Source organism: Actinomadura rugatobispora (genome assembly GCF_055379765.1).
In genome coordinates this window covers 1,223,676-1,236,091 of sequence record NZ_AP029191.1, presented here as the reverse complement: position 1 = coordinate 1,236,091, position 12,416 = coordinate 1,223,676, and the positions used below count along the sequence as shown (strand labels likewise).

Annotated in this window: 12 protein-coding genes; 10 read left to right on the top strand and 2 right to left on the bottom strand. The window is 73.6% G+C overall.

Annotation, left to right across the window (positions count from 1 at the left end; genetic code table 11):
* Nucleotides 1-27 precede the first annotated feature (27 nt).
* The 3 genes from ACZ466_RS04885 to ACZ466_RS04875 all read left to right on the top strand — a co-directional run bounded on the left by ACZ466_RS04885 (nucleotide 28) and on the right by ACZ466_RS04875 (nucleotide 2,050).
* Nucleotides 28-471 (top strand): DUF742 domain-containing protein, encoded by a 444-nt coding sequence (locus tag ACZ466_RS04885; protein WP_378282026.1) that lies wholly within the window; start codon nucleotides 28-30, stop codon nucleotides 469-471.
* Nucleotides 472-511: 40 nt separating this feature from the next.
* Nucleotides 512-1,168 (top strand): GTP-binding protein, encoded by a 657-nt coding sequence (locus ACZ466_RS04880; RefSeq protein WP_378282149.1) that lies wholly within the window; start codon nucleotides 512-514, stop codon nucleotides 1,166-1,168.
* Nucleotides 1,169-1,276: 108 nt separating this feature from the next.
* The gene (locus tag ACZ466_RS04875) at nucleotides 1,277-2,050 is read left to right on the top strand and encodes an SGNH/GDSL hydrolase family protein (RefSeq protein ID WP_378282027.1); all 774 of its coding nucleotides are present in this window, start codon (nucleotides 1,277-1,279) and stop codon (nucleotides 2,048-2,050) included.
* Nucleotides 2,051-2,137: 87 nt separating this feature from the next.
* On the opposite strand, the gene ACZ466_RS04870 is transcribed toward ACZ466_RS04875, so the two are convergent.
* The gene (locus ACZ466_RS04870; RefSeq protein WP_378282028.1) at nucleotides 2,138-2,557 is read right to left on the bottom strand and encodes an anti-sigma factor antagonist; all 420 of its coding nucleotides are present in this window, start codon (nucleotides 2,555-2,557) and stop codon (nucleotides 2,138-2,140) included.
* 277 nt (nucleotides 2,558-2,834) lie between these two features.
* Here ACZ466_RS04870 and ACZ466_RS04865 point away from each other — a divergent pair, with 277 nt between their 5' ends.
* Nucleotides 2,835-6,494 (top strand): AAA family ATPase, encoded by a 3,660-nt coding sequence (locus ACZ466_RS04865; RefSeq protein WP_378282029.1) that lies wholly within the window; start codon nucleotides 2,835-2,837, stop codon nucleotides 6,492-6,494.
* Here the strand turns inward: ACZ466_RS04865 and ACZ466_RS04860 are convergent.
* On the bottom strand, nucleotides 6,485-8,500 hold the full coding sequence (locus ACZ466_RS04860) for an ABC transporter ATP-binding protein (RefSeq protein ID WP_378282030.1): 2,016 nt from the start codon (nucleotides 8,498-8,500) through the stop codon (nucleotides 6,485-6,487). The two genes, ACZ466_RS04865 and ACZ466_RS04860, sit on opposite strands and share 10 nt — an antisense overlap.
* Nucleotides 8,501-8,683: 183 nt before the next feature.
* On the opposite strand from ACZ466_RS04860, the gene ACZ466_RS04855 reads away from it, so the two are divergent.
* From ACZ466_RS04855 to ACZ466_RS04830, 6 genes are all read left to right on the top strand, one after another.
* Nucleotides 8,684-9,820: an LCP family protein gene (locus ACZ466_RS04855; RefSeq protein WP_378282031.1), complete on the top strand. Its 1,137-nt coding sequence runs from the start codon at nucleotides 8,684-8,686 to the stop codon at nucleotides 9,818-9,820.
* A 39-nt stretch (nucleotides 9,821-9,859) separates the two neighbouring features.
* The gene (locus ACZ466_RS04850) at nucleotides 9,860-10,162 is read left to right on the top strand and encodes a hypothetical protein (protein ID WP_378282032.1); all 303 of its coding nucleotides are present in this window, start codon (nucleotides 9,860-9,862) and stop codon (nucleotides 10,160-10,162) included.
* Nucleotides 10,163-10,259: 97 nt separating this feature from the next.
* A complete protein-coding gene (locus ACZ466_RS04845) occupies nucleotides 10,260-10,415 on the top strand; it encodes a hypothetical protein (RefSeq protein WP_378282033.1) in 156 nt (51 codons plus the stop codon).
* A 219-nt stretch (nucleotides 10,416-10,634) separates the two neighbouring features.
* Complete coding sequence (locus ACZ466_RS04840; protein ID WP_378282034.1) at nucleotides 10,635-10,793, top strand: hypothetical protein; 159 nt, start codon at nucleotides 10,635-10,637, stop codon at nucleotides 10,791-10,793.
* Between the two features lie 77 nt (nucleotides 10,794-10,870).
* A complete protein-coding gene (locus tag ACZ466_RS04835) occupies nucleotides 10,871-11,359 on the top strand; it encodes a glutathione peroxidase (protein ID WP_378282035.1) in 489 nt (162 codons plus the stop codon).
* A 133-nt stretch (nucleotides 11,360-11,492) separates the two neighbouring features.
* A complete protein-coding gene (locus tag ACZ466_RS04830) occupies nucleotides 11,493-12,410 on the top strand; it encodes an oxidoreductase (protein WP_378282036.1) in 918 nt (305 codons plus the stop codon).
* Nucleotides 12,411-12,416: the final 6 nt, after the last annotated feature.

Sequence of the window (12,416 nt, the reverse complement as noted above, 5' to 3'; positions counted from 1 at the left end):
TGACGGAGTCTGACGGAGGTCGGCGAGATGGATCGAGGCAGTCCTTGGGGAGCCGGTCCCGGTGGCCCGCCGCGCTGGGGAGGTGAGCCCGGCCCTCCAGGAGGGCGCCCCCCGGGACGGCCGCAGGAGCCCGAGACCAGCTCCCTGGTGCGCCCGTACGCCGTCACCGGCGGGCGCACCAAGCCGAGGTACGACCTGGCGATGGAGGCGCTGGTCACCGCCACGCCCTACCCGCCGCGGGACGTGGCGGCGCTGACCCCCGAGTACCGGGCGATCATGGACCTGTGCCGGTCGGCCCGCTCCGTGGCCGAGGTCTCGGCGCTGCTGCGGCTGCCGCTCGGCGTGGCCCGGGTGCTGATCGCCGACATGTGCCTCGAAGGACTGCTGCGGTTGCACCAGTCGCGTCCCACCGGCGCGCAGCCGGACCTCCGCCTTCTAGAAAGGGTGCTCAGTGGCCTTCGGAACCTCTGATCAGGCCCCGCCGCCGGCCGGGCCGGGCGGGGAGCCCGAACTGACCTCGGTGAAGATCGTCGTGGGCGGCGGTTTCGGGGTGGGCAAGACGACCTTCGTCGGGTCGGTGTCGGAGATCATGCCGCTGACCACCGAGGCGGTGATGACGGCGGCCAGCGCCGACGTGGACGACCTGTCGGCGGTGCCGGACAAGACGACGACCACGGTCGCGATGGACTTCGGCCGGGTGTCGCTGGACTCGGAGCTGATCCTCTACCTGTTCGGCACGCCGGGCCAGCACCGCTTCTGGTTCATGTGGGACGACCTGGTCAAGGGCGCGATCGGCGCGGTGGTGCTGGTCGACACCCGGCGGCTGGAGGACTGCTTCGCCGCGGTCGACTACTTCGAGGAGCTGGGCCTGCCCTTCGTGGTCGGGGTGAACGGCTTCAACGGCGAGTTCCCCTACGGCGCCGAGGACATCCGGGAGGCGCTGTCGATCAGTGCGCACGTGCCGATCCTGCAGTGCGACGCGCGCACCCGGGAGTCCACCAAGCAGGTGCTGATCACGCTGGTGAAGCACGCGATCGGGATGCACTCGGCCGCGGCGGGGGCGGGGGCCCCGGTCCCGCAGGCGGGTCCGCCCGGTCCGCCCGGCCGGCCCGGCCGTCCCGGCCCGCCCGGCGGTCCGCTGGGCACCACCTCGCCCACCTGGACCTGAGCCCGCCGGGGCGGAGCGCCCGGGGTGGGCTCCCGCGCTCGCGCGGGATGTGTGTACGCTGCATCATTATTCCTCGCAAGTATGGACGAAACCGTTCGAGGTGATGCGATGGACGCCCTGGAACAGGTCGGTACGTACGTCGCCATCGGGGACAGCTTCACCGAGGGCCTGAACGACCCCTACCCCGGGGAGCGCGACCGCTTCCGCGGCTGGGCGGACCGGCTGGCCGAGCATCTGGCCGAGCGCGATCCCGGGCTGCGGTACGCCAACCTGGCGGTGCGCGGCAAGCTGCTGCGCCAGATCGTGGCCGACCAGGTGCCGTGCGCCGTCGAGCTGGAGCCGGACCTGGTGACCTTCTGCGCGGGCGGCAACGACATGATCCGCCCGGGCGCGGATCCGGACGCGCTCGCGGTGCTGTTCGACGACGCGGTGAAGCGGCTGCGGGCCACCGGCGCCCGGGTGGTGATCTTCACCGGTTTCGACACCCGGGGGCTGCGCGCCGGGCACCGCATCCGCGGCCGGGCCGCCACGTACAACATGCACCTGCGCGCGATCGCCGACCGGCGCGGCTGCGACGTGGTGGACCTGTGGTCGAGCCGCGTGTTCAACGACGCGCGGGCCTGGTACGAGGACCGGCTGCATCTGTCCCCGGAGGGGCACCGGCGGATGGCGCTGCTGGTGGCGCAGGTGCTGGGGGTGCCGGCGGCGGGCGACTGGCGCGAGCCGTGGCCGCCCGGCGAGGCGGCCGGCTGGCTGGTGTCGCGCCGCGAGGACGTCCACTGGGCCAGGACGTACCTGCTGCCGTGGATCGGACGGCGCGCGACGGGGCGTTCCTCGGGTGACGGCCGCGGGCCCAAGCGCCCCACGCCCTCGCCGCTCTGAGACGAGCCGTGGGCCGCGCGTCGCGGGGGTTCCCGCGGCGCGCGGGCCGGGCGCGTCCCCGGGGATCTCGGGGAGACGCCGGGCGCGTCAGGTCGGGCGGGGGGCCGGGTCGGGGTGCGGATCAGGGTGCGGGTCGGGCTGCGGGGCAGGGCGCGGGTCGGGGTCGGGGCGCGCGGCGATCGCCTCCTCGACCGTGGGGGTGACGGTGATCCGCCGGTGCAGGCCGGTGATCTCCAGCGTGCGGCGGACGATCGGCCGCGGCGCGGCCAGCACCAGGCCGCCGCCGGAGGCCGAGACCGCCTTGTAGCAGTCGATGATGATCGACAGTCCGTGCGAGTCCATGAACCGCAGATCGGTCAGGTCCAGGATCAGGTGGTCGCCGTAGGAGCGGCGCGCGGCGCGCAGCCGGTCGCGCAGGTCGTCGCCGTTGGCGATGTCGAGCTCACCACGCAGCCGTACGACGGCGCGGCCGTCCTGCCGGAGGGCGGTCACGTCCAAGGGGAGCACGGCGGCTTCCTCTCCGCTGGGGACATCCGGGGCGGGGTGCACGGATGCTTTCCATGTGACAACTATCCATGAGGAGTGCCGGTCTGCCAACCCGCCGCACCGCCGGGTCCCCGTGGCGCGGCCGCCGGGCGGCCCTGACCCGCCGTGCGCGGCGGGAGGTGTGCGCGGTCGCGGAGCGCCGTAGGGTGCATGCCAGACGTGATGTCCGTCCACGCCGAAGACCCCGCAGGAACCGCACAGGAACCCTTCAGGAACGCGCAGGAAAGGGCCCAGCCAGTTGAGCGCCCCACGGTTGCCGGAACACCTCGAACTGCTCCTCACCGACGAACCGGTCCTGGACGTCTACGCGCACGGACCGTGGCGGGTACCCGACGGGGCGTACGAGGAGATGCGCGAGCGGGCGCTGGAGTTCAACCGTGATCCCCGCGCCGTCGTCCTCACCCGGCAGCTCAGCGAGTTCTACGGTCCGGGCACCTCGGCGGCGGGCGCCGAGCAGTGGTCGCTGCTGACGTTCCTGCTCGGCGCGTCCGCGCTGCGCGGCGGGTCCCGCGGCGACGTGGACTACGAGCTGCTGGGGGAGTTCCTGGCGACGCCCGAGCCCGCGGTGCGCGACCCGCTGGCGTGGTTCACCCAGGGCGGGCGGTGGCGCCCGCCGGGGCTGTGGCTGCCCGAGCCGGCGGGCGACGACCGCGAGCGCCGCGCGGTGATGCACGAGCTGGCCCGGGACGGCCTGGACGTCTTCGAGGGCCTGGAGCCGCTGGAGCGGCGCCGGGCCGCGCTGATGGACCTCTTCGACGCGCGGCTGGGCGATCCCGCGCGCCGCGAGGAGGCGATGACGGTCCCGCAGGACCGGCTGGAGGCGTGGTGGAACGCCGGCCTGCCGGACGAGACGCTGGCGGTGCTGCCCGAGCTGGCCGGTCCGCTGGGCTACCTGGGCTGGGTGTGCGAGGGCCTGGGCGCCGCGCACGAGCGGCTCGCCGGGGCGGTCGGTGACGACGTCCCGCTGGAGACGGCCCTGGCGCGGCTGCTGCTGGCCGCGGAGGTGACGTCCGTGCCCGCCGAGATGGCGGTCACGCTGGGCACCGCCCGCTACGAGAACCTGGTCGACCGCGTGCGGGCGCTGGGGCAGGGCTTCGCGGCCGAGGCGTGGCAGCAGGAGACGCGGGCGTGGCTGGCGCGCGGCCTGGTGGCCGGGGAGGCGGACGCGTGCCGCGCCTGGCTGGACATGGCGGTGCGGGTGACCGGCGCGGCGCAGGGCCTGCCCGAGTCGCCGACCAGCCCGCGCTGCCGGGTGCCGGTCCGCGCGTTCCAGCACGACCTGCGGCGGCTGTTCGACCACCGCCCGGTCGCCAACCCGCTGGGGGAGTGGCTGAGCAGGTCGTCCCCGCAGGCTCCAAAGGCCCTGGAGGCGCGCCCCGGCGCGGAAGCCGAGACCGGCACCGGCACCGACAGTGAGACCGGCGCCGAGACCGCGACGCGCGAAGAGGACGACGTGCTGTCCGGGCTGCTGGTCGGGCAGCCCGAGCTCACCCGGGCGCTGCGCGAGGTCCTCGTCGCCCGCCTGGCGGGGGAGAGGCCCGCGCGCCTGCTGGTCTCCGGCTCCGAGGGCACCGGCAAGGGCACCGCCGCCGAGATCCTGGAGCGCCTGCTGGCCCGCCGCGGGGTGATCCGGGAGGCGCTGTGGATCTCCGACCAGGTGTTCGCCTCGCTCGGCGTCAGCGACGCCGTGCTGTGGCTGCAGGCCCGGGTCCGCGAGTGCGTCGAGGGACGGCTGCTGCTGGTGATCGACGACCTGGAGCGGCTGACCGGCTACGAGCGCTGCGGGGCCGCGGCGCTGGAGGAGCTGCGCCGGCTGATGGCGCGCTCGCCCGGCCTGGACGTGGTGGCGCTGTGCCGTCCAGGCGGCGACCGGCGGCTGTTCGACGCCAACCCGGCGCTGGTGCGGGCCTTCGAGGTGACCCGCACCCGCGAGTTCGGCGAGGAGGAGTACGCCGAGCTGTTCCACCGCGCCGTGACCGCGCGCGGGGTGCCGGTGGCGCGGTCGGTGGCCGCGGCCGCCGGCGTGCTGCTCTCCCGTACCCCGCCGCTGCACAACCTGCGCGGCGCCCGGCTCGCCGAGCATCTGGCCGCGCAGGCGGTGACCGCGGCCCGGACCCGCGCCGCCGCGCCCGCCGGCTCCGGAGCCGACCTGGAGGTCACCTCGGCCGACCTGTCGCAGCGCCTGATCGCCGGGGTGCGCACCGCGCACGACCCGCTGGCCGAGCTGGCCGCGATGGCCGGGATCGAGCCGGTCAAGCGGGAGGTCGCGGCGCTGGTCGCCGAGGCCAAGGCGGCGCGGCTGCGCGAGGAGGCGGGCATGGCGGTCGCCGCCCGTCCCCGCCACCTGGTCTTCGCCGGCAACCCGGGCACGGGCAAGAGCAAGGTCGCGCAGATCCTCGGCACCGTGTACGCCGACCTCGGGGTGCTGTCCACCGGGCACCTGTTCGAGGTGGACCGGGCCGACCTGCTGGGCGAGTACAGCAGCGAGAGCGCGGTGAAGGTGCGGCGCGCGGTGGAGCGCGCCGTGGGCGGCGTGCTGCTGGTACGGGACGCGCACGCGTTCGCCTCGGCGGAGGCGGTCCGCGGCCGGGAGATCGTGGACGTCCTGCTGGGCGCCGTCCAGGCCCATCCCGCTGATCTGGTGGTCGTGCTCACCGGCCCCGAGGCCGAGCTGAACGGGCTGCTGAAGTCGCACGAGGAGCTGGCCGCCTACTTCCCCCGCACCGTCCGCTTCCCCGACCTCACCGACGAGGAACTGGTCGAGGTGTTCCGGGCGAAGGCCGCCGCGGCCGGGTTCGCCCTGGCCGACGGCGTGCTCGACCGGGTCGCCGCGCTGGTGCGGGCCGCGCCGCGCGACCGCGGCTTCGGCAACGCCCGCACCATGAACGGCCTCCTGGACCGGGCGGTGGCCAACCAGGGGCGGCGCGTCCTTGCCGACGGCGTCGTGGACGAGAGCGAGTCCCTGGACGTCATCCTCCTCGACGACGTGCCCGACACCCTCGCCCCCGGCCGCGACGCGGTGCCCGGCGACCCCCTGGAGGAGGTCGAGCGGCTGATCGGCCTGGACGACATCAAGCGCGAGATCAGCGCGCTGGTCGCCGAGGCGCGGATGGAGGAGCGGCGGCGGGAGGCGGGCGTGCCGCTGGCCTTCCCCACCCGGCACATGGTGTTCATGGGCAACCCCGGCACCGCCAAGACCACCGTCGCCCGGCTGATCGCCGCCGTGTACGCCCAGCTCGGCCTGCTGTCGTCGGGTCATCTGGTGGAGGTCACCCGGGCCGACCTGGTGGCGGAGTTCATCGGGCAGACCGCGCACCGCGTGCGCGCCGCGATCGACCGGGCGCTGGGCGGCGTGCTGTTCGTGGACGAGGCGTACGCGCTCACCGCGGGCGGCGCCGACCGCCGCGACTTCGGCCACGAGGCGGTCGCCGAGCTGCTGAAGCTGATGGAGGAGCACCGCTCGGACCTGGTGGTGATCGTGGCCGGGTACGACGCCGAGATGGAGCGGTTCCTGAAGTTCAACCCCGGGCTGGAGTCCCGCTTCCCCAAGACGCTGCGGTTCCCCGACTACTCCGACGACGAGCTCGCCACGATCTTCGAGTCGATGGCCGCGGAGGCGGGGTTCGCGCTGGCCGAGGGGGCCCTCGCCGCGCTGCGCCGCAGGCTGGCCGCCGAGGCGCGGGGCGCCTCGTTCGGCAACGCCCGGCTGGTGCGCAACGTGCTGGAGGAGGCCATCGCGCGGCAGGCGCAGCGGATCACCGCCGGTGCCGGCCCGGGCACCGGCGGGGTGGACGAGGACGACGTGGACCATGCCGAGGTGCGGCTGCTGCGGCCCGAGGACGTCCCGTCCGAGCCCGCCAGGCGCGAGCCGGACCTGCCCACCGGCCCCTACATCTGATCGGCCCGCGCCCCCGGCGCCTCCGGAACCTGCGCGACCTCCGGAACCTGCTCCGCGGCCTCGGCGGCCCGGTAGGCGGACGCCTGCAACTCGTACAGCTCGGCGTACAGTCCGCCCCGCGCCATCAGCGCCGCGTGGTCGCCCTCCTCGATCACCCTGCCCTGCTCCAGCACGTAGATCCGGTCGGCGTGGCGGACGCTGGCCAGCCGGTGCGTGATCAGCAGCACGGTGCGGCCGTCGGCGTGCGTGCGGATCCGGTCGAACAGGTGGTGCTCGGCGCGCGCGTCGAGCGCGGCGGTCGGCTCGTCGCAGATCAGCAGCGGGGCGTCCCGGAAGAAGCCGCGGGCCACCGCCAGCCGCTGCCACTGGCCGCCCGACAGCTCGGCGCCGCCCTGGAACCGCCGGTCCAGCAGGGTGTCGTAGCCGTGCGCGAGCTCGTCCACCACCTCGGCGGCGCCCGACGCCCGGGCCGCGGCCAGCAGCTCCTCCTCGCCGGCGGCGCGGCCCATGGTGATGTTCTGCCGGGCGGTCATCGGCCAGTGGGTGTACTCCTGGGCGATCACCGCGATGCGCTCCCACACCCCCTCGGCCGGGACGGACCGCAGCGGGACCTCGTCCCAGCGGATCTCGCCGCCGTCCGGGTCGTACAGCCCGGCGAGGATCTTGGCCAGGGTGCTCTTGCCGGAGCCGTTCTCGCCGACCAGCGCCACCACCTCGCCGCGCCGGACCTCCAGCGAGATCCCGTTCAGCGAGGGCGTCTCGGCGCCCGGATAGGTGAAGGTGAGGTCCTCGGCGGTGATGCGCTCGAAGTCCGCGGGCAGCCGGGCCACCACCGTCTCGGTCCCCTCGCCGCGGACGCCGCGCTCGGGCACCCGGCCCTCCGCCTCGGCGCAGAAGTCGAGATAGTCGCCGAAGTACAGGCCCTCCTCGTAGCAGCGGTTGACCGCGAACACCAGATTGACCAGCGAGGTCTGACCGGACCGGATGGCCAGCACCGCGGTCCCCGCCACCGCCAGCGGCACCGTGCCCGCCCACAGCATCAGGCCGAGCGTGACGTAGACGCCCCCGGTGGCCGCGCCCTGCATCATGTCGCCGAACACCCGCGTGATCGCCTGCCGCCTGGCCAGGTCCAGCTCCACGCCGCGCTGGTACGCGGCGACCTTGTCGTACTCGCCCAGCAGGAACCCCCGCATGGTGAACGAGCGGATCTCCGCCGCGTGCCGCCGCTCGACCATCAGGTTCGACAGGATCCACTTGCGCCGCAGCGCGCCGATCAGGGTCAGCTCGGTGACGTAGCGCATCCGGGCGGCCCGCACCGACGCCCACCCCTCGGGCACCGCGGTGAGCAGCAGCAGGGGCAGCAGCAGCGGGTGCAGCACGCCGAGCGTCCCGGCCGCCGCGAGCAGGCCGACCACTCCGGTGAGGACGTCCACCGCGTGCTGGACGACCATCGGAGCCGACCTCATCCCGCGCCCCTCCGCGCGCTTGAGGTCGTCCAGGAACTCCGAGTCCTCCAGCGCCGCCAGGTCGACGGCCGTGGTGGCCTCGTACAGCCGCAGCTCGACCAGCCGCTCCACCTGCGGGTCGAGCCGGGCCTGCGCCCACCCGGCCGCCGCCTGCAGCGCCGCCCGCAGCGCGGTCGCCCCGGCCACCAGTGCCAGCGACGGCAGCGCGTCCCGCACCCGGTCGGGAGTCGGCCCGGCGCTGAACAGCGCGGTCAGCACCCCGGTGGTGGCCAGCAGCCCGAACGCGGTGAACACCCCCGCGACCAGGTTGCACCCGATGGTGACGGCGGTGTCGGCGCGGTTGGCCCGCCAGGCCAGCCGGGCCGACCGCCAGATCACCGACGGCAGCCGCCGGGCGACCGTCCGCATGCTGGTCTCGTGCAGCTCCCGGGTCCGGGACGACCAGAGCGCCGCCGTCAGCTCCGGCAGCGCGGCGGCGTCCGGGTCCGCCTCCCCGCGCCGCCGGCGCGGGCGGACGAGCCCGCGCAACCGTTCGAACATGGAGAAAACACGCCGAGAACCCATCCGCCGCCCCTCGCACGCACGTACCACCCACCGGGAAGTGTGCACCGCCAGGGCGATGGGCTCCGCTGCATTTGTCACATGCCGCGCTGATTTAGAGCTGTGGACAATCATGCGACGGGGGGACGCGCCCGGCGGCGGCCTTGCCCTAAGGTCTACGGCATGACGGACGCCTGGCCAGGACGGGAGGACGGCGGGATGGCACGCAACAGGCCCGCGCCAAGGCCGGCGGAGTACGCCGGAGAGCGCGACCCGTACGGGGGTGCCCACTCGGGCGACCAGTACGCGGACCCCTACGCGGGCGACCAGTTCCGCGGTCGGGACCCCTACGACGACATGCCGCGCCGCCGCAGGCGCCGCCGCTGGCCGCGCGTTCTCGCGGTGCTGCTGGTGATCGTGCTCGGCCTCACCGTGGCCGGGTACTTCTACCTCGACTCCCGGCTCAAGCGCGAACCGGTGCTGGACCAGGCGGGGCGGCTGGCCGACACCCCGGGCACCAACTGGCTGGTCGTCGGCTCCGACAGCCGCGAGGGCCTGTCGGCCGCCGACCGCAAGCGGATGGCCACCGGCAAGGCCCAGGGCCGCCGCACCGACTCCATGATGCTGCTGCACTACGGATCCGGCGGCACCTCGCTGATCAGCCTGCCGCGCGACTCCTACGTCTCCATCCCGGGCCGCGGCATGAACAAGCTGAACGCCGCGTTCGCCTTCGGCGGCCCCAAGCTGCTGGTGAAGACGGTCGAGCAGGCCACCGGCGTCCGGATCGACCACTACGCCGAGATCGGCTTCGGCGGGTTCGTGGGCGTGGTGGACGCCGTCGGCGGCGTCGACATGTGCCTCAAGGAGCGGATGCGCGACCCCAAGGCCGGGCTGAACCTCGCCCCGGGCTGCCAGACCCTCGACGGCGCCCAGGCCCTCGGCTACGTCCGCACCCGCGCCTCTGCCCGCGCCGACCTCGACCGGGTCGACCGCCAGCGGCAGTTCTTCGGCGCGCTGATGAAGAAGGCCACCAGCCCCGGCGTGCTCTTCAACCCGGCGCGCGGCGTCCCGCTGGCCTTGAACGCCACCAGCAACTTCCTCGTGGACGAGGACGACCACCTGCACGACCTGGTCCGGATGATGTGGGCGATGAAGGGCGTCAGCGGCGGCGACGGCGTCACCACCGCCGTCCCGATCGGCGGGGCCGGCAGCTCGGCGGCCGCGGGCGCGTACATCACCTGGGACAAGCGCAAGGCGGGCCGGCTGTTCGACGCCCTGAAGAACGACGAGAAGATCCCCGCGGACGTCATCTCCAAGTAGCCGACGGTTAAAGACCGGCCGCGCGGTTACAGTCGGGACATGTCCGATGTGACGCCCGAGGCCGCCGCGCGGCTGGAGAACCTGTCGTCCAAGGAACTGCACGACCGGGCGCTGGCCCGCGCCCGCGAACGCCGCGACGTCGGCTTCCTGTGGGAGCTGCTGCGGGCCATCCCGGCCGCGGCCGCCTCGCTGGGCAACCTCGACCGCGCCAAGTTCGACCTCCTCCACGGCCTGTCGCTGCTGGAGGAGTTCACGCACGCGGGCGAGGGCGAGCTGGCCGACGCGCTCCGCCCCCTCTACATCGGCTATCTCGTGGAGCACGGCCCGCCCTCGGTGTCCTGAGCCGCCGCCGGGCCGGGTTTTACCCTCGCTTGATCTCCGTCCCCCGGCACCCGGGGAACTACTCTCCGTAGGCGAGTGGACGCGGAAAGTGGGGGACGTGAACAAGAAGCACCTGAAGATCATCGCGATCGCCTTCGCGGTCTGGTACGTGATCACCCGGCCCGAGGGCGCCGCCAACCTGGTGAACAGCACCCTGGGCGGGCTCGGCGGCGCCGCCGAGTCCATGTCGCAGTTCGTGAGCGCGATCCCCTGACACGCCGCGCGGGCACGGGTTTCTTCGCGCGTCGCGAACACCCGCGCCGCAAGCCCGCAGTTCGAGGCCCTGAGGACCCTCCGAGGCGCGCCGACCGCCCGGGGGGATCAAGCGCGGGCCGCATCGTGACAGTAAAATATCGCTTTGCGGGCAGGAGCAGCTGGGCACAATTGAATCGGGTCAGTGTGTCGCTGCGCTTACTAAGGGACGGCGTTCGGTATGAACAAGAAGAACCTCCAGCGGGTCGGCATCGTCTTCTTGATCTTCTATGTGCTCAGCTCACCCCGGGATGCGGCCAACATGGTGAACAACGCCTTTTCGCAGCTCGGCAACGCGGGCAACCAGCTCGCGGCGTTCGTGAACGGGATCGGCACGTGAGCCGGTAGCCGCGCCGTCCCCGCCTCCCGGGGACGGCGATCGCGGACAGGCCCGGTCCCTCTCCTAGGATCGGGCCCATGTCTGTCTACGATGTGGAGATCGCGGGTCTGCGCGGCGGGTCCGCCGACCTCGCGCAGTACCAGGGCACCACCGTGCTGATCGTCAACGTCGCCTCCAAGTGCGGCCTGACGCCGCAGTACACCGGTCTCGAGCGGCTGCAGGAACGCTACGCCGACCGGGGCTTCACCGTCCTCGGCGTCCCGTGCAACCAGTTCATGGGCCAGGAGCCGGGCACCCCCGAGGAGATCGCCGAGTTCTGCTCCACCACCTACGGCGTCACCTTCCCCCTCACCGAGAAGATCGAGGTCAACGGCGAGGGCCGGCACCCCCTCTACACCGCCCTCGTCGGCACCCCGGACGCCGAAGGCCACACCGGCGACATCCGCTGGAACTTCGAGAAGTTCCTCATCGCCCCCGACGGCACCGTGGCCGCCCGCTTCTCCCCCCAGACCGAACCGGAGTCCACCGAGATCACCGAGGCCATCGAGAACAAACTGCCCGCGTAGCCGCCGGATTGCCCGGGGCCACCCCCAGCCTCCACCGGGGATGGGGGGCGCCCCCCGGGCAATGACCGGCGTGGAGGGTCGCCCCTCCACAATGACTGGCGTGAAGGGTAGCCCCTCCACAATGATGAGACCCATGCGTAAGTGGACGGTTGCTGACATTCCCGATCTCGCTGGGCGGCGGGCCGTCGTCACCGGCGCCAACAGCGGGATCGGGTTCCACACTGCTCTGGAGCTGGCGCGGCACGGCGCCGAGGTGGTGCTGGCCTGCCGCAGTGCCGAGCGCGGGCAGGCGGCCCTCGACCGGCTGAAGGCGGCGGCGCCGGACGCCGAGGCGCGGCTGGCCTCGCTGGACCTGGCGGACCTGGCGTCGGTGCGGGAGTTCGCGGGCCGCGAGGGCGAGCGGCCGCTGGATCTGCTGGTCAACAACGCCGGGGTCATGGCGTTGCCCAGGCGGACCACGGCGGACGGGTTCGAGATGCAGTTCGGCACCAACCACCTGGGGCATTTCGCGCTCACGGGGTTGCTGCTGCCGGCGCTGCGGGCCGCCGAGGGGCCCCGCGTGGTGACGGTGACGAGCGGGTTCGCGTGGGTCGGCAGGATCCGGTTCGACGATCTGCAGGGTGAGCGCCGCTACCAGAAGTGGGGTGCGTACGCGCAGTCCAAGCTGGCGAACCTGCTGTTCACGCGGGAGCTGGCGCGGCGCGTGCCGGAGGTGCTGAGCGTGTCGGCGCATCCGGGTTTCGCCGCGACGAACCTGCAGCAGACCGGGCCGCGGATGGAGGGCAGCCGGTTCATGGAGCGGGGTGCCGGGGTCGTCAACACGGTCGTCGCGCAGTCGGCCGCCGCCGGGGCGCTGCCGACGCTGTACGCGGCGACTGCGGCCGATGTGGCGGAGGGCGCCTGCTACGGGCCGAAGCTGCTGCAGTATCGGGGCGCTCCGACCGAGGTGGTGACGCATCCCCGGGCCAAGCGTCCGGAGCTGGGCGCGCGGCTGTGGGAGGTGTCGGAGTCGCTGACCGGCGTCCGGTACGAGATCCGCGCGGACGGCTGAGCGGGG

Excerpts from the sequence above, each read along its gene's own strand:
- ACZ466_RS04840 (WP_378282034.1), top strand. The coding sequence starts at position 10,635 with ATGAACAAGAAGAACCTCCAGCGGGTCGGCATCGTCTTCTTGATCTTC.
- ACZ466_RS04860 (WP_378282030.1), bottom strand. The coding sequence starts at position 8,500 with ATGTTCGAACGGTTGCGCGGGCTCGTCCGCCCGCGCCGGCGGCGCGGG.
- ACZ466_RS04855 (WP_378282031.1), top strand. The coding sequence starts at position 8,684 with ATGACGGACGCCTGGCCAGGACGGGAGGACGGCGGGATGGCACGCAAC.
- ACZ466_RS04830 (WP_378282036.1), top strand. The coding sequence starts at position 11,493 with ATGCGTAAGTGGACGGTTGCTGACATTCCCGATCTCGCTGGGCGGCGG.
- ACZ466_RS04850 (WP_378282032.1), top strand. The coding sequence starts at position 9,860 with ATGTCCGATGTGACGCCCGAGGCCGCCGCGCGGCTGGAGAACCTGTCG.
- ACZ466_RS04885 (WP_378282026.1), top strand. The coding sequence starts at position 28 with ATGGATCGAGGCAGTCCTTGGGGAGCCGGTCCCGGTGGCCCGCCGCGC.
- ACZ466_RS04875 (WP_378282027.1), top strand. The coding sequence starts at position 1,277 with ATGGACGCCCTGGAACAGGTCGGTACGTACGTCGCCATCGGGGACAGC.
- ACZ466_RS04835 (WP_378282035.1), top strand. The coding sequence starts at position 10,871 with ATGTCTGTCTACGATGTGGAGATCGCGGGTCTGCGCGGCGGGTCCGCC.